Consider the following 17,458-nt stretch of genomic DNA (forward strand, 5'->3'; position numbering starts at 1 on the left):
TATCTCGGCCCTGCTACTCCATCTGTTTCTTTCTGTCCTCCTGCCATAACAACATAATCTTTAGGATAGATATTAAGAACTCTGTTATATTGCGAATTTAAATTAAAAACATTTGTATTAATTGCCTTATCATCCAAAATATCTGTATCTTGATAAGAGCCACCCATTAACGCTCCCAGTCCATCATTCCCAATGTCTACCATTAATCTTTTTGTAAATCTTGCTGCATCATTTGCAAAATTATTTTCAAAATCGCTGATACTTAAATATTTTGTATTATCGACAATAGCTCTATTTAAACTTTTTCCTCCACGAATTTCATTTAAGAATTTGTCTAATCCATTAGAAATATCTTCTTTTTTAATAGAATCTTCACCATTCATTAAATATCCTAAATACATGGTAGCTAAGTAACCTGTTCCATAATCAGCATATGTATTTCCTTTATTCAGATGATATCTCTGAAGTTTCGATTTTATATCGGACTCTTCTGAATCTGCTGTAATATCCAATGTCCTTCTGACTATATTAGCTCCTCCGCCAGCAGCCTGTGCCGTTCCTTCTATAAACCAACTAGGAAACATCTTAGCTTTGTGGCTTCTTGGATTGTCTTCAGATACTCCAAGCATACCGCTTGTTAATGCTTCATACATCATTGCATGCATCATTTCATGTGAAATAGTGCTTTCCAAATATTTTCTGCCATCAGGTGTTAATTCCCCAATGTCATTATTAGAGAACGAAAGCATATCATAATTTACCGCTAACGTATAATACAAATCCATTACTACTCTATCATTAACTTCCTCAAACACAGTAGACAATGTTACATATCCAACAGTACTTGCAAGAAGATTGTTATCAGGCAACCATGAGCCACTATACAGATTTAATCCAATTCCAATATCCGAGTTATCTAAATATTGGAATGTAATAGGAAAGGTTTTTATAAGAGTATTAACGGATTGAGGTAGTATTTGCTCTTTTAGTACTTCTCTGAGGTTCTCATACCCATTTACAGTATTTTCATCTGATTTTGAAATAATTTGTTGAGTCTTAAAAGTTCTCGAATTAGAAGGATATTTTAACTTATCATTTTTCTCATAAAGTGATTCATCTTCTTCCGTAGACACAGTAACATCTATCGCCGATTCTGTTGCCTCTTTTTCTTTTATAGGCACGGCAGTCCATTTTCCATCCATATCAGACAACACAACTTCATCTTTTTGGGTAAAATATGGAATAAATGTAAATACTCCTTGTTTTTCAGGCGCATTTTCAACATATATATATACATGATCTAGCCTTACCAACCCTGACTCCTCCTGCATCAAAGATGCCTCATTAACAGTTCTGAATTCAATCATTCCTGTAAATGATTCGTTAATGTTTAGACTTGCATCTTGGTCTGTATATAAAATACTTCCTTCATCACCATTTAATTTTCTTATTTTAAAGGAAGGATTCGTTTTAGTCACAGACGATAAATCTAAACTACTTCCAGAGTGAATTTTTATTTCTATGTCTTCATTTAAAACTTTAGGTTTTAACTTACCTTTCATCAATTCTAGTATGCCTACGTTTTGAAAAGACATCAAGTCATTTGTACCTTCTACACTTACTGAAACAACAGCATTCTTTAAGATGCTTTCACCTTGCTTCCCATCTACATTTTTCACATTACTGTTTTTAAGATTAATAGTCACCTCTCCACTAGAACTGCTACTTTTTCCTGCTGCATATATACTACCTATGTTGCCAACTCTTCCCTCCACAGTAATGTCCACATCTTGTGTCCAATCCTTATCTTGGCTTCCTGCAAAAATATCACCTATGTTTGTCTTTGTTCCTGTTACTATTATTTTACTTTTATCTCCATAGTCAACAGTTTGTCCACTTAATGAGCCACCAAATATATCAATAAGCTCTGTGCCTCTGATACATCCGATATTTTCCATCACTAAAGAGTGACCGTTTGCAAATACTGCCCCAATAGAATTTGTATAGTTGAAATTAAAATTTCTAAACGTTACATCTTCAGCAAGAATGATTCCTCCACGACGCATATTTAATGACGGCATAGAATCTCCTTCTCCTTGAATAGTAACTCTTTTATCAATAATTAGAGGAGCATTTTGGCCCAAGTCGCCTGAAGTTAAATCATTTACATAGCCCCCGCTACTTTTAATAACAATAGTATCTCCATCTTTTGCTGCATAGATTGCATCTGCAATATCATAATATGGTTTTTCTAAACTTCCATCTTGTTCAGAACTTGAACCAACACTTACATCTGTGTAAATAATTTTGTTTGATGTTGTTAAAACTTCTTTAGTTTCTCCAAACACCACAGTAGGCATCATCATGATAAATATACATATACATAGAAATAAACTTAAGACCTTTTTCTGCATTCCTATACCTCTTTCTTTTTCTTTCTTAAAACTAGAATTTTTTCAAAGCTATTATTCGTTATCTCATCCCCCCCCTTTCTTTTCTAATTTCTCGTATATTTACAAGTAGGTTACTAATTATTTATTTACACCACCTCATTTCTAAGAAAATCTCTTATACTTTAGAATGTATATTCTAATTAAATTTTAAAAAATTATTTAATATAAGTAAATGATTAATTAAATTTTATTAATTTATTGTAATGCATAATTGATACGATTAACTAATCTCCTGAAAAATGATACTGTTCCCATAGCTACATAAGAGACAGTAATTGAAAATCAAATTGGAAAGTTTCCCTATTGTAAATAACTTCTTGGATTTTGTTTCTCACCGTTGACTCTGATTTCAAAGTATAGATGGTTTCATGTACTTCTACCCGTAGTTACTACCTCTGCAATCTTGTCAACGCATTTCACTTGCTGCCCTTCAATGACAAGAACTTTGGAGCAGTGGCATACAATATAACAAAGCTACAACAGTATTGTTGTGATTTGCTGTGCCAGAGAGCAGTCCACAGATTAACACAGCAATTAAAATAATAGATGAGAGCATAAGACCTACTATCCAAGCAATATCTTTTCACAATCGTTTATCAAACAAAGCGGTAGCGCCCACCTTTGTCACAAATAGTATAGTTGATACTACTTCTGCAAAAAATCACCCACCATGGCAGTGAGTGATTTCATCTAAACATTTATATTTCAAATTCCTGAGTCTGTTCTGTTGAACCTTGTTACTCTTATTTTAAAAGCTCCTGTTTTAAAAGTAATTCCATGCTATAGTCCATTATTTTCGCTTTTCTCTCGGCGATCATGACCTTATAAAAATCTTTTTGCACCTCTGTAATTGCAGGTGCTTGATCAATCAGGCGATAGATGCTCTCATATGAATGCATTCTTCTATTCACTTTAATGGCCCATTACAATCTTCATTTTGAAATGAGGAGATGTAGTCAAAATAGGATATCTTTTTACCATTCTCTAAAATAGTGAGGTTGGAAAAACATAAATTCGCTGATCAATCTCTTTTTGATTGTTCAAGACAGTTTGCATCATTGTTCCATCTATTTGCGGATAAAGGCAAGAACTACAGTGATAGACTGGAGAAATCTTCTCACATTATTTTTGTTCATCAATTAGAATACCTCAGTTTTCATTATGGCAGTCAAAGTTCCCCAAGAAAGCATCTGTAATAAATATATTCCCAAAGAAATCCTTTAGCTTTTGCGAATCCACAAGAGACTGCTCATCAATAGCTTTCATAATAGAGGAAAGTTCTGTACTATATCCACTTTACTCACTATCCACACAAGTATTCTTAGCATGAGTAAATTTCATCAACTTTTTGCCATCAGCGGTAAATTCCTTCCAAACCACTACAATTTTTTCTTTTCCTCGCTTGTCAGTATAGGCGACAAGCAATGTTTGCTGTACATCTAATCCAAGTGTTTCGAAGATGTGCTAGGTAAGATATTCACTGATACAGCTGTTAGTATAGCTCTCCCCACAGACAATCCATGTAGTTTACCTTGTCTTTTTTTCCTTATATATAGTCACTGATTGCTTTTTGAAGTTGGGCAGAAAGGTTGGTTTCCAAGTAGGAACGATCTAGTGTTTTGCCGTTATTCTGATTTTCATAAGGCTCTACCCTTAGCTCCAAAACTTCCTCCATAGTGATTCCAAAGGTATTTGATAACTTTTAAAGGGTTTGAACATTGGATTGAGCAAGACTTGTGTTACCGGAACAAATATCTAAGAGTGTTATCCAAAGGATACCACTTATCTTTGATAAACTGTACTTGGACATTCCTTTTTCTTTTATTATTTCGTTAATTGCCATTTTCATAACTAACATTATATCGAATTTCCGATATATCATCAATGACGTTTTATCTACCACCCACCTTCCCTAATAGCTTTCCCGTGTAGCGGTGTTAGTATATAACTGTGGACACAAAAAGTCCAACAACTTATAATGAGTCCAATAAGATAAAGGAGTTGTTCGACATAACTAAAAATCATATCTACCAGAATTTAAACAACAATTAGTTAACTTATACAATACCGGTAATTATTCATACCCTCAATTAGAACAAGAATGTGGAGTTTCAAAATCTACGTCGTAAGATGGGTTAAAAACCTTTCTCCAATTAAAGTTCTGATTCAGAAACAATCTCTATGAAAGAATATAGACGCTTTATACAGTAAAGGCTGCTACACTCCTATTTCAAAGTGTAACAGCCTTCACCTCTATCACTCATCTATTTCATTAATCCTGAGTATTTTTCTTTTGTTGCTAGGCCACCTCTTAAGTGTCTTTCAGCTTTGTTGAGCTCTAAAACTTTCCTAGCTTCCATGGCAAGTTTTGGATTAATTTTTTCTAATCGTTCTGTAACATCTTTATGAACTGTACTTTTACTGATACCAAATTTTTTGGCCGTTTCCCTTACTGTAGCGTTAGAATTGATAATAAATTTTGCAGCTTCAATGGCTCTTTCTTCGATATAAGGTTTCAAGAAAAGGCCCCCCTTAACACAACTCTTGATTAATAAATATGCTAAGAAGTCCCTCTTTATTCTCAAAACTTAATTAAGGACAAGGTTTTTGACAAAAAATATATTTTAATTATATAATTTAACTCAAGTTTATATTTATTTTTAGCAAAGGAAATTTATCTATGCGATTGCTCACAAAAAAAGAATTATTTACTTCTTTAGGAATCGGAACCTTTTTAGGGCTCATTGTAGCTCTTATTCTCATATCTTATTTAATGCCTTCAGAAACTATAGAAGCAAATTCTATGCTTACAACATTTGATATACATGAACCAACCTTCTTTTCATTTTATAATGCCCATTCCGAAGATCATAGTTTCCCAGATATTATTAATATTCCGATGGAAATCTACATGGCCCATCCTTCCCTAGATACAAGTAACTACCATCTTATTAATGTACGCGTCTCCTTCTACACAGGCCTAGCTTGTGAAAATGGTGGCTATGCAGAACGCAATGCCATAGGTGGCCCACTTCAAATAGGCTCGCTAGCTGCCCCACAAGATATTCCATTCGGTACATCATTTATCATCAAAAATCTTCCTCAAGATGTATCAACCGATACCTTCATTGTCGATGACCGCGGTGGTGCCATTAAACGGATCAATGACAATACCATTAAAGTAGATGTCTATGTAAAACGCAACCCCGACGAAAGTGATGCCCAATACTTCGATCGCACCAATGCTCTTGGCATCATCTATACTAAAGCCCTCTACAAGCTTCCTCACCATTCTTAAATCCACTCCTCTTCATCCTCATAGTAGCTATCTTGCCTTGAATGTCTAACTGTAATCAGGGAAGTACAAGCAATTACCCATCTTCTTCCCACCCCTGCATTGTCCAAAGAAGTAGCATTTTCTTGCTGTCTAGCTGAAGTGAAAAGAAGTGATAGAAAACATTCTGTAAGCTTTTTCACGAAAGTAAAGCTGGAAGAATATTTTCTATCACTTCGACTTCACTTCCCTCTTCCCACACAAAAAAGAGGCTGCCTTTGGCAACCTCCTATTCTATGCAAACTTAGTCTGCAATATGACCCATATCTACACCTGCTACTGATTCATGGTAGCCTAAAATAGATGTAGGATCTACAATTTCATCATTGTGTTTAACTTGTAAATATACATTGCAACCAAGGTCAGCAAATGGACCAGTTGCACTTCCTGTTGTACCAATTACTTGCATAGCATCTACTGTTTGTCCTAATAAGTCTTTGTCAGCTTTACCACCTTGGATACCGATTTCTGATGTATATCCATTACCGTGGTCAATAACAATAACACGACCTACATTACCAATAAGTTTCATACTATCAAGTGTTGTTGCATCATCAATAATATCTACAATAATACCTTTAGCTGGAGCTTTAATAGATTCACCTTCTGAAGCACTGATACAAACACCATAAGTACGCATTGTTTGTTCTAATGCTGTACTATACCAATGTTTTGTACTATCATCTCTAAATGGTACAATAATATTACCTTCTACAGGCCATAACATTGTATCACCATCTGCGAAGAAAGGTCCTTCATTTGGATCTGCTGTTGTAGAGCTAAATGTTTCAACAGCCATTTCATCTTCTACAATTGCATCTGCTGATTCTGTTTGATTGTTTTCATCAACAGCAACATCTACATCTGTAGTGTCTGTAGCTACGCTATCAGATACAGCGTCTTCTGAAATAGCTTCTTCATTAGTTGCTACTTCATCTTCTGGTAAGATTTCTACATCTCCCATTTCATTTTCTGTTCCTTCTAGCATACCATTTGTAACATCTTCTACATATGCTCCATTTTCACTTTCTACTGTTGTTGTATTGTTTGAAAGTACAACAGCAGCCACAATAGCACTTACACTTACAAGTCCTACTGCTAAATAAAAACCATATTTTTTTGTAAAGTCTTTAAGTTTGTTCATCCTTTACACCTCCGACGTCTACATTGTCGCCAGAGTAATAGGCTTTTATTCACATACTATTAAAAATTTTTAATTATTAACCTTAACTTCTATACCTGTATAGTAGTAACCTAGAATTTCCTTATAAGTTGCGCCTTGTTTTGCCATTTCGTTAGCGCCATGTTGACTGAGTCCTATACCATGTCCTATACCTTTTACATTAAAAGTAATAGTATCTGCACTTTGTACAACTGTAAAGCAAGAAGATGGTAAATCAAGTATCTTTCTTAGTGTCTCTCCCTCTATCAATAGATTCCCAATCTGCAAACTTTCTATGTAACCTGCTTGGTCCTTTGATACTACTTGAATTTGTTGTGATAAGGCTTCTGCTTGTAAGGATAGATGGCTATATGCCTCTTGTAAACGTTTGACAAATTCATCTTGTGTAAAGTTAAAACTTTCTTGTACTGTATCAAGACCACTCTCAACCGGTTGTAGATAAGGAATATCCTGTTTATAAATTGCATTTGCATTTCTTGTCCAGCCAGCACTCTCATTATGATAAATAGGCTCGATCAATTCATTGCCACAATAAATGACTTCGTTAGCTGTATCTTCAACTGCTTTTTTTAGTTTATTATAATAGGTCGTATAACTTTTACCCCAAGTTTCTTTCATTTCATCGACTGTCATATAGTTTAATGATCCTTGACTTACAATACCTAACTGTCTTCTAAGTCTATAAGTTCTTAGCATAACAGCATAGGCTTTTAATGCTTCCTCTGATTCTGTAGGCGAAGCAATCTTTGCAATAGCTCCAATAAGCTCGTCCTTTTGTTTAGCCAACTCTTCGTCTTTGCTCTTATCTTGCTCACTTATACCTTTTACACTCTGTAATAATTCTGTACTATAATGTCCCCCCATATAAACCACTAATGAAGGTATACCAATCAACATTCCTAATAATAGTAGGCACCATGCTCCTATCTGTTTCATGCTTGTCCTCCCGTATCTCTATCTTTAATCCTGTATTACATTATATGAAAGGTAGACAAGTTTATGCCTCTATCTAGAACATCAATTCTAATCCAATGATGCAAATCGTACATATTACAAAGGTAATAAGGATTACCGTAATATTTTTCTTATCATACATAAAAAAGCCTCCTCCTCTTATTTTCTAAGAGTATGGAGACTTTTTTATAACTTTATTCAACTTATGGAAGAACCATTACAATAAGTTCTGCTAATTCTCCATATGTTACTGTTTGTTGTGGTGCTACATCATTAACTATTCCTAATGCATAAGCCTTTTGTACACCTTCTTTATAAACTTGGCTTACACCTCTCACACTTACACTAGAAGCTTTTACTCTATTACCTGAAGTCATCTCATAAAGTCTTACAACAGCATGCAGTGCTTGTTCTTGAGTAACTGTTCCAGGTCTAGCTTCTGTATAGATATTTGCTGCAGATGCTTTTTTTCTATTTTGTACAACGTCAGCATCCATATTAATATCTGTATAGCCTTGTGCAATACCTAAAATCAGATTAATCATCTGATCACTATTGACAGATGTATTTTTGCCATATTTATTACCTAATGCTTCTATATTGTATCTTGATAAGAGCTGATCCATAGCAGCATTGGTGTGACGATAATCTGTATAATTAATAATGCGTTGTAACGTATAAATCCCTGTACTTGCTGTAGAATATACCGCATAAGTTGCATCTACTCTTGTATCAATCTTATGCTCATTTGCAAGCCATCCACCATAACTATAATCATAAGTATAAGTCTTCAGTGTTTGTGTCTGATACATATTAGCTGTATCTAGTTTAAGTGCTACCTTAACCCTACTATCAAAACGTTCAAGTGGTGCTTTAGTAAGAACCTTACTTTGTAGTTTAACACTTAACTTCTCTGCCTTATCAATGCTATATGGGAATGGCATAGCAATATTCCTTAAGTCATATGCAAGAAGTGTTTCAAGTTCAAGTTGAACCATATCTTTAGCATTTGCCTTATCTATATAGTAGCTCATAGCTTGTGCTGGAATCTCATAAATCCCTATTTCAGTTTCTATTTTAAGCTCCATACGACTTGTCGCAAGTGCTTGCATCACTGAGACTGGAATCTTGATACGTCTTAAATGAGCTTCATAGCGATTATTATACTTTTTCATTGTAATGGTATAGAAGTAATCTTTAGAGGCTTTGATCTCACCTATGATTTTTTGTGCATCTACAATTTCTAAAGTCCACTCACCATTTTTAAATTCTTCTTCTATGGCATCTGGATAAGTGACAATGTTATCATTTTCTCCACCATCATATTCCCCACCACTTGTCTTCGTAAAGATACGTACCCAAGTCGAGTACGCAGACTCTTTGCTAATAGAGCGCTTAGATTGTGTATCTGTTAAAATAACTCTTGCTTTAATACGCACATAGTAAGGTCTGTTAGCAATTAACTTATTAAACTTCACTAAGTTCTTAGCAAGTACATCATAGTTATTGCCTTTTCCTAAGGAATCTTGCACCACTACAACTTGGCTATCTAAAAACTCAACATTATCTGCAAATTCTAGATCATACTCATAGGTCTTTTGAATATTGCCTTCTTGCTGAGTACCTGTATCGTTATGATCCTTTGTCCACTCTACTGTAATGTAATCTGGCCCCAGTGGTGCAAAGTCTAAATTAATATCTTGTAAACTTTGTGAAGCAGCTGGGCCTAATCCTGTTGGTATATGTGGAGCTTGTAAATCTTTGGTTTTAACTGTTACTGGATTACTCCATGCGGATTCTTCTGTTCCTTTTTTCTGTTTGGCTTTAAGCCATATATTATAAGTGGTCTGTGGGAAAAGGCCTGTTATAGTAACAACAGCTTTTTCTCCATCAGGTACATAATCTTTATCTGATTGATTATCTGAAATCACAAAATCCCATTTAATCGCTTCATCTGGCTTATCCTTTGTACTATATACAAGTTCATATTCAAAGTCCTTATTATACTTCCAAGATACTGTTACTTCTGTATCTGTATAGCTTTCTAACTGTAAAGTTGGTACAGTTGGTATAGGCTCTGGTCCTTCATAATCCGTAAGTGTTGTAGCAATAATATAACTTGGGAAGCTTTGCATAAGCTTTTCTCCCGTATCTAATGTACGATAGGCACGAAGCATAACAACATAACGTGTATTAGGTTCTAAGTTGCCTACACTATACTGTTTCCAAATCAGCCCTCTATCATCTTGAGTTCCTTCAGTTGGGTCAATATCTGACCAACCTTCTTCATTATCCTTTTGTGTTGTAGCCACCCAGTTTTCAATACTTTGATCTTTTTCAAGTACTGCTTCTACTTGGCTATAAGGTAATACTTTAAGCTCATATTTCACATCATCTTCAAGCTCTATTTTACGGTTATAATAATCTTCATTAAATGCAGCCTCTGTTACATTGTTTTTAACTTGTTTTACATCATCTTCAGTTAACAAGATATGTTCTTCCCAGTTTTCCTTAAACTTAAAGTGGATAAGTGGTTTGATTAAAGTTGGAGTCTTTGGTGTATAAACCTTTGTACTTCCTATTTCAGCAAGTACTTGTTCATCTTTATCATCATCATAAAGAGATAAGTCTTTTGCTAAAATCTCATACCATACAGTTCTCCATTCAATGGTTACACTTGTTTGTGTTACACCTTCTTTTTGAATTCTAAGAGGTGGCTTACCTATAACTGGAGGAACTGAAATGTTTCCATTTTTATCAAGATTAATACTTACATAAGTTGGTTGTGAGATGGCGTATTGGTCACCATATGCACGTTTTGCTACTATTTTAATGTAGTAGGCATTGTTTGATTTAATAGGTTGTACGATACCTAATTTATCAACATACTGTGTAAGCGTTGTACGCATACCTATAACTTTACTTTTATCTTCTGGATGCGTAATCAGTTGATTGAGATTACCTTGCCTAATCTTAAGATCCTTTTCAACAGGTTCTAACTTACTATTATTCTGTAGTGTTTTTAAATTATCACTTACCCATATATCATAAGAAAGGTCATAATCTATTTCATTCTTTTGACCATCTTCTTGCTTATGTGGTGCATCCCATACCACTTGAATAGTTGTTTCTTTATCTACCTTCCCATGGAATGTATGGTTAATAAAGTCTGGGTCTTCTAATCCTATTGTATCTCCTGTAACTAAGTATTCATTTTTCGTACTTGTAATATCTAAGTTTTTGCCATATGGCTTTGGTATCTTAGGATTAAGTGGTTGAAGTCTTAAATCAAGTGGTACATAGAGTTTCTCTCGACTTAGAATTTCTTTACCATCTATAATAAATCCAACTTGATAATACGTTGCCTTCTCTGGCTCATCCAATATGATAGAAATTAAATTCCCACCACTACTTACTGATTTTTCTGCTACAAGGTGTTGTTCACCACCATCTTGTCTAGCATATACTTTAACACCTTGTAAGTTACCACCAAGTTCTGCCCAAGCAATTGGTCCCCAGTAGATTTCAATTTCATCTTTACCTACATTGTAGATATCAATATCAATCCCTGGAATCCCTTGTACAACTTTTGGTCCTCTTTCATCTGTATATGTATTTTTTTGAATACGTTCAAAGCCTTGTCCTGATGGATCCTTACTAAATCCTGTTACTTCTACAAACATTGAGTAGATTTGTTTAGGTTTTAAGTCTTTTAAGACATAACGTACTTTGGTCTTACCACTGCTTTGAACGATAAATTCTTGTGCCATTTCATCTGTAACAGTGATTTTACTGTGAGGAATATTACCGCTTGATTGATCGATTCCCAAAATTTCTTGTTTTGTTTTCTTATCAGCAGCAACATAATAAATAGTATAATCTGCGCCTGGTATGTACTCCCATTCTAACTCCATACCTTCTGATGAATCATATAGCTTGGTATTAAAGTCTGTAAGGAAGTAAAGAGATGCTGGTATTCCTGGCGAATCTGGAGCTAGGTCTGCTCTTATTGTTTCTCCGTCTGTTATCTTGTGGTAATGCTTACCAAATACTGTTCCACGGTAGAAAGTACCATTTTCAATATAGTAATGTTCTCCTTGGAACACATTGACTTTATTGTATCCAAAGTCAATATTTTCTAGCCTTTGGCTCATACTATCATCTAGCTTTGTTGGAGCTGGGTCTTCAATGAATTTACTTAAGTATGTTTTTTTATTTGCATAATCATAGAGCTCAATTTGATAATGTGTAGTTTCATGTGTTTGCCCCATTACTGTATCAGGTTTCCCTACTGGGTCTGCTGGAGTTGGCTTGTTCCATACAAGTCCTATAGATGGTGTAATTTTCTCTGTATTATCCTTATCTGTTACATGTGTTATCTTATCATTTGTAAGTTGCAAGGTTGTTACATGATTCTGACTGTTTGCCAAAAGTTGAACTGGCATGACCTGTATCAACATGATACAGATCATAAGCCACGCCAACCATTTACTTTTTCTCATTCTTGCCTCCTATTTAGGTACAATTTTTGTAAGCATATATATGATTTCTTTTGCGGTCATTACTTTGCTTGGTAAAACTTTATTACTCTCTAGCACTACTACACCTAACTCTACCGCTGCATAAACATAGGGTCTGTATTGGGTTTGGAAAGCACCAATATTGCTCACTTTTAACTTGTTACTTACTGTAATTGTATTAATATCTTTGTAGTACATTTTTTCATAAGCTTGCATGATGATATATATCGCTTCATCTTGTCTAATAGGTTGATACATATTATTTGGTACAATCAGTTTAACTCCTCTATCTTTTAAATAAAGTGTATAGTCTGTACCACGTCTTGCGCCAAGCACTCTTGCTACTGCGCCATAAACTTTTTCTCTTGTTACTGTTTGATTTAATCCTTTTTCTATATCAAAGAAATCTGATAGTGTGTACTTACTAATTAGACTACTTCCTCCTGGAATATCTGGTACTAGAACAGTGCTACTACTCTTTCCTGTGAAAGCATAACTTCCTAAACGATCCATTTCTAATGCCAGTTTAGAAGCTACATTATAAGCGTATACGCTCTCCCATCTACTACCATCATGATAATATGCATTGGCTTCATAAGCATCTAGAGTTGCCTCTAAATAAATAGGTGTTTGAATCTCATAGATATCTGCATCTTTCTCTATGACTTTCTTTAAGATCTTTTGTACCTCAGTTAGGTGTTTGTTTTTAACCCAATTAATAGCTTTGTCTATAATACTATTTAACTTAGCATCATCTATTTTCCCACCTACTACATACTTCTCTAAATCTTTAACTACATCTTCTCGGCCATCATCAATCAATTCAAGAAGTTCATTCATAATAGTATCTTCAATAATTAGTTCTTCTTTGTTTAGATATACAATTTCTAAGTTCATAGAAATCTCAGGAGAAATAACATAGTCCCCTTGAATCCTGCCTGTTAAACCTATTAATCTAAATTCAATACCTACATAATAATCTTGATACTTACCTTTTTTAACTCGTTCTTGTGCTTCTTTAATATCTTCATTATCTTTAAGCATGTTTGGTCTTAATGTTGCTGTGTATTTATCCAGCTGAATCGTTACTAATGTATTGTTCTTAACTGCTTCATTAAAGAATGTTGAAGGCACATAGTAATAGACACTACTACCTGTATCATTGCTTACTAACTCATAGGTTTTAAAAGCTGCAAGCTCTGATTGAATATAACTGCCTCTATACTTATAAATTTCTTCGTATTTACTACTTTCTACTTCCCAATATGGATTACGTTTAAGTTTTTCTGCTTCTCTATCATATTGCTCTAAATATTTGTTGAATGCATTTTCTTCATCTTGATCGTCTTCACTAAAGTCTGTTCTTGCTGTTACTTTCTCTGAGTAAAGAGATGTACTCAGAGCTTCCCCTGTTTTATCTACAATACGAACTTTAATGTCATAGCGTGTCCCATGAGTCAGCCCTTTAATCTTATAGACAAAGCGTCTATATTCTTTACTAGATGTTTCTTCTTGTACAAAGCTTACTTCATAATCTAATCTATAATCTTCATCTTTTTCACCTTTAACGGCAATATCAAAACTAAAATCTTCTGGCACTTTACTTCCTTGTGGGATAGGTGCTAAGAAACTAATAACTGTTTCGTGTTGTCCATCATATTTAAAGGCACTTTGAGGTTCAACTTTTAAATTGATAGGTGGATTCACTGGTGATGTTGTAACAGGTAGCATAATCCAATCTGAGTAAACCTTCTCACCTAAGTTTTCATATACTGTACGAATGTAATAGTAATAGGTTGTATTTGGTAATAGGGTATTTTCTTCTAATCTTAAGAATTGGCTACCTTGTCTTGGTGTATGTTCTATCCATGCACCTTTATTATAAGTTTGGATATAGGTATCCTTTGTATGGAAACCTTTGTATTTACTGTTTTTACCTAGTACATCTTCAATATCTAGTAGACGATTGGTATGCTCTTTAATCATTGCTGTACCATCTGAACGTACTAATTGGTAATACGTCTTGTCTTTATGACTTAATGCAAACTCCGATTCTTCCCAACCTATTTTAACAGTTGTATTATTGGGCTGACTTTCAATGAAGAATTTTTCTGGTGCTGGTGGTACCTGCTCATCAGTTGTAGGTGGTACAGGCTTAGTTTGGGTTGTAAAGGAATGTATTTTTGAAAATACTGAGTAAACGCTCTTACCTAAAGGCTCTTCTCCTTTATACAAATCAATACGTGTTCTAATTTGAATATAATAAGGCGTATTAGATTCTAACCCTTTAATTTTTAATTCATGTAAGTTTTGTTCACCTGTTAAGGCATTTTGAGTACTTTCATAATTTAATAAAAGTGCTCCATTTTGCTCACGCATAAACACGCGATCTGCTTCAGATAAAGTGGTATAAGTCATACCTTCTTCATTTTTTTCGCTCTTGATTTCTTGTGTCTTATTAAATGGTACATTTTCACTACTTCCTGAATCTGGTGTTGTCTGATAAATATAAATCTCATAATTTCTATAATAAGTATATTGTTCATCAGATGCTGCAAGTTTGTGTAACTTAAGACCTAGAGGATTAAGCATGTATTTTACATAAGTTGTTAAATCTACTGGATTAAAGTATAGTGTTTGCACACTTTTTCCTTCATTTGCAGTTTGTGGCTTACTTTGAATAATTTCAGGTGTTGGAACAACTCTTTTTACAATATCCAAAGAAAGAGATTTTGGATTAGAGTATTTACTAATCGCAAGCTTAGGTTCTGCGCCTTCTCCACTATAACGTTTTTCATAAACTGGTCTTACTGTTAAGTAGTATGTATTAGGAACTTCATATTTGGCTTCATTTTTCACTACGATTTTACCTTTCGTAGGATATTTGGGATTTCCCTCATACTCAGGTATATCAAGAACTTCCCATTCATTTAAAGGTGCTGTCTCATCTTTTAAAACAATTCCAGGAGCGATGAAACTTCCTCTAGATGAATCATAAATAGTTTCTCCTTTTACCTCCCCTGCATGAGTTGTAAGCTTGATATCACTGCCCTCTAAGAAAGCTTTAAATACTTTAATAGGTTTACCTATTTTATTTGGGCTATCACTTAAATAAATTTCATAGTAAATATCCCCATCTTTAAGATAGCTATTAAGTTTCTCTTTCTCTGGTGCACTCCATTCAAGGTCAATTCCTACTGCTGCAACATCTGTACTTGTTGGGTTATCCTTTGTAAAGTCATCTGGGATAACATATACATTGTCAATATTGAGTATTTCTGAATAAGGTGGTGGTACAATATCATTTCTACCATTGTATTTTACAATTTGTGACTCAAATTCTCCTTTGTCACTCCCCGTAGTCATTACAATTTTATATTTTTCATAAGCACCCTTTTTAGTCGTCAATGTAATCTGCTCTGTCAGTGGCTTGTCTTGATAATGCCTTACATCTACGGCATCCCATCCCACACCTAAGAGTCCCTCTTTTAAAAGGGTATAGCTTACAGGTCCTCTAATATTATAAGGTTCTACTTTAAATGAAATATCATCTGTTGTTAAGCGATAAATGGTATAACGTACATAAGTGTATCCTACTTTATCTGGTTTAAAGGTAAGATTCTTTGTTGGATCTCCAAACAAATGTCCACCAAATGCAATTTCACCATTAATGAGCATACCTTCTTGTAAGTGTGGCCACTCAAATAAATATTTAAGGTCTTCCTCACTTGCTAAGCCTTTAATTTTCAAGTCCTTGGCAAAGTACAATTCAAATCGATTGCCATTAGAAATAACTTTTCCTTTTTCTTTACCATCTATGGTATCTACCATAGCTTCTCCATGTTTCAACTTAAATTTTACTTTGATTTGTTTGGCATCACCTGTACTAATATCTTTTCCTAATAATTCTTCTAAATAAATTTCTGCTTGCTGTGCATTGGTTGAATCCGTTACATTATCGATAGATTCGAATTTTAGCGAACCTGCTTTATTAACTAGAGTCATAGGTTTTGTAAGTGTTACAACAATCCCTGGTCTTGAACCTGCTTCAACTCCTAGTTCACCTTCTGCCACAACTTTATCTAAATCAACTACTGTTTGAGATGGTAACTTCAAACTTTTATCCGTTTCTACATCTGCTTCAGTTGTTAAATGGGTAGGAAGAATCTTGAACTCTTGAATACCCTTAAATGCATTAAAACTACTTTCCTCTTTATCTGCACCTACCACTCCACTATCATAGGTTAATGTGAAAGGCGTAATATAATCTTTCTTAATGCCTGTTACAGATACATGCATCTCATAATCTTTGAAAAACATCTTAACTTTTGTAAGATTTCCTACTGCTACGACTAACTCTTTATTTTTTGTTAATGCACTAGGATCCATATTGATTTTATGTGTAGATTTTAAGGTATCTTCAACCTTTTCAATATCTGTATCCCCATAAGATGGCTTATACGTTGTAAACTTAGTTTGAACTGGATTACCTTTGTCATCCAATACTTCTATATTTACATTTATATCAGTTGTCCCCGCTAATTCATAAGTTATTTTAACTTGATAAATCTTAGAAGCTTCCTTTGTCCCACTCTCAATATAATAATCTAAGACATAAGTTCCGTTTCTCGGTGCTGTAGCATCCCCTAGCTTCCACTTCATTGTTACCTCATCTAAGAGAAGTTCTTCTACAAGTTGAAGTTGCCATTGGGAGTACTGAATCCCCTGGGCCTTTTGAATGACAGTTCCCTTATTATCTTTAATTTCTATACTCATTTCTTGAAAGCCTAGCTTATCATCTGCTTTCATGCTATTTGTAGCTGCAAAGGTTGGTATACCTTGTAACACACCTACAAAAAGGATTATGCTTAGTAACATTGCAGTAATTCTTCTCATGCTTTACCCTGACCTTTCTATATTTGTTTTAGATGATTTTATAATAAATATCTTTGTTTAATTTAGGATTTGATTTTGGTTAAAGTTTCCCTTTATTTTATCGACATAATTAGCCTGT

At 34.3% G+C, this 17,458-nt stretch carries 9 protein-coding genes; 1 reads left to right on the top strand and 8 read right to left on the bottom strand.

Annotated features, from left to right (window positions below; all coding sequences use genetic code 11):
• The 3 genes from PBV87_RS17870 to spoIIID all read right to left on the bottom strand — a co-directional run.
• Positions 1 to 2,414, bottom strand: a 2,414-nt coding sequence (locus PBV87_RS17870; protein WP_271013203.1) for a hypothetical protein, incomplete at its 3' end; no start/stop codon positions are given.
• Between the two features lie 782 nt (positions 2,415 to 3,196).
• Positions 3,197 to 3,352, bottom strand: coding sequence for a hypothetical protein (locus tag PBV87_RS17880; protein ID WP_271013204.1), 156 nt, complete (start codon positions 3,350 to 3,352; stop codon positions 3,197 to 3,199).
• A gap of 1,365 nt (positions 3,353 to 4,717) precedes the next feature.
• Positions 4,718 to 4,972 (bottom strand): sporulation transcriptional regulator SpoIIID, encoded by a 255-nt coding sequence (spoIIID, locus tag PBV87_RS17885; protein ID WP_053983186.1) that lies wholly within the window; start codon positions 4,970 to 4,972, stop codon positions 4,718 to 4,720.
• 161 nt (positions 4,973 to 5,133) lie between these two features.
• Here spoIIID and PBV87_RS17890 point away from each other — a divergent pair, with 161 nt between their 5' ends.
• Positions 5,134 to 5,751 (top strand): RlpA-like double-psi beta-barrel domain-containing protein, encoded by a 618-nt coding sequence (locus PBV87_RS17890; protein WP_271013205.1) that lies wholly within the window; start codon positions 5,134 to 5,136, stop codon positions 5,749 to 5,751.
• Here the strand turns inward: PBV87_RS17890 and PBV87_RS17895 are convergent.
• From PBV87_RS17895 to PBV87_RS17915, 5 genes are all read right to left on the bottom strand, one after another.
• Entirely contained in the window at positions 5,748 to 5,930 is a 183-nt protein-coding gene (locus PBV87_RS17895) for a hypothetical protein (protein WP_271013206.1), read from the bottom strand. The two genes, PBV87_RS17890 and PBV87_RS17895, sit on opposite strands and share 4 nt — an antisense overlap.
• Before the next feature lie 101 nt (positions 5,931 to 6,031).
• Positions 6,032 to 6,931 carry a peptidoglycan DD-metalloendopeptidase family protein gene (locus PBV87_RS17900; protein ID WP_271013207.1) on the bottom strand — a complete coding sequence of 300 codons (900 nt, stop codon included), beginning with the start codon at positions 6,929 to 6,931 and terminating at the stop codon, positions 6,032 to 6,034.
• A 69-nt stretch (positions 6,932 to 7,000) separates the two neighbouring features.
• The gene (locus PBV87_RS17905) at positions 7,001 to 7,906 is read right to left on the bottom strand and encodes a SpoIID/LytB domain-containing protein (protein ID WP_271013208.1); all 906 of its coding nucleotides are present in this window, start codon (positions 7,904 to 7,906) and stop codon (positions 7,001 to 7,003) included.
• A gap of 221 nt (positions 7,907 to 8,127) precedes the next feature.
• Entirely contained in the window at positions 8,128 to 12,426 is a 4,299-nt protein-coding gene (locus tag PBV87_RS17910) for a fibronectin type III domain-containing protein (RefSeq protein ID WP_271013209.1), read from the bottom strand.
• A 9-nt stretch (positions 12,427 to 12,435) separates the two neighbouring features.
• Positions 12,436 to 17,340 carry a fibronectin type III domain-containing protein gene (locus tag PBV87_RS17915; protein WP_271013210.1) on the bottom strand — a complete coding sequence of 1,635 codons (4,905 nt, stop codon included), beginning with the start codon at positions 17,338 to 17,340 and terminating at the stop codon, positions 12,436 to 12,438.
• Between the last annotated feature and the right edge of the window lie 118 nt (positions 17,341 to 17,458).

It is taken from the genome of Holtiella tumoricola (genome assembly GCF_027857615.1).
In the GTDB taxonomy this organism is placed as follows: Bacteria; Bacillota; Clostridia; order Lachnospirales; family Cellulosilyticaceae; genus Holtiella; species Holtiella tumoricola.

Excerpts from the sequence above, each read along its gene's own strand:
- PBV87_RS17880 (WP_271013204.1), bottom strand. The coding sequence starts at position 3,352 with ATGCATTCATATGAGAGCATCTATCGCCTGATTGATCAAGCACCTGCA.
- PBV87_RS17890 (WP_271013205.1), top strand. The coding sequence starts at position 5,134 with ATGCGATTGCTCACAAAAAAAGAATTATTTACTTCTTTAGGAATCGGA.
- PBV87_RS17900 (WP_271013207.1), bottom strand. The coding sequence starts at position 6,931 with ATGAACAAACTTAAAGACTTTACAAAAAAATATGGTTTTTATTTAGCA.
- PBV87_RS17905 (WP_271013208.1), bottom strand. The coding sequence starts at position 7,906 with ATGAAACAGATAGGAGCATGGTGCCTACTATTATTAGGAATGTTGATT.
- PBV87_RS17910 (WP_271013209.1), bottom strand. The coding sequence starts at position 12,426 with ATGAGAAAAAGTAAATGGTTGGCGTGGCTTATGATCTGTATCATGTTG.
- PBV87_RS17915 (WP_271013210.1), bottom strand. The coding sequence starts at position 17,340 with ATGAGAAGAATTACTGCAATGTTACTAAGCATAATCCTTTTTGTAGGT.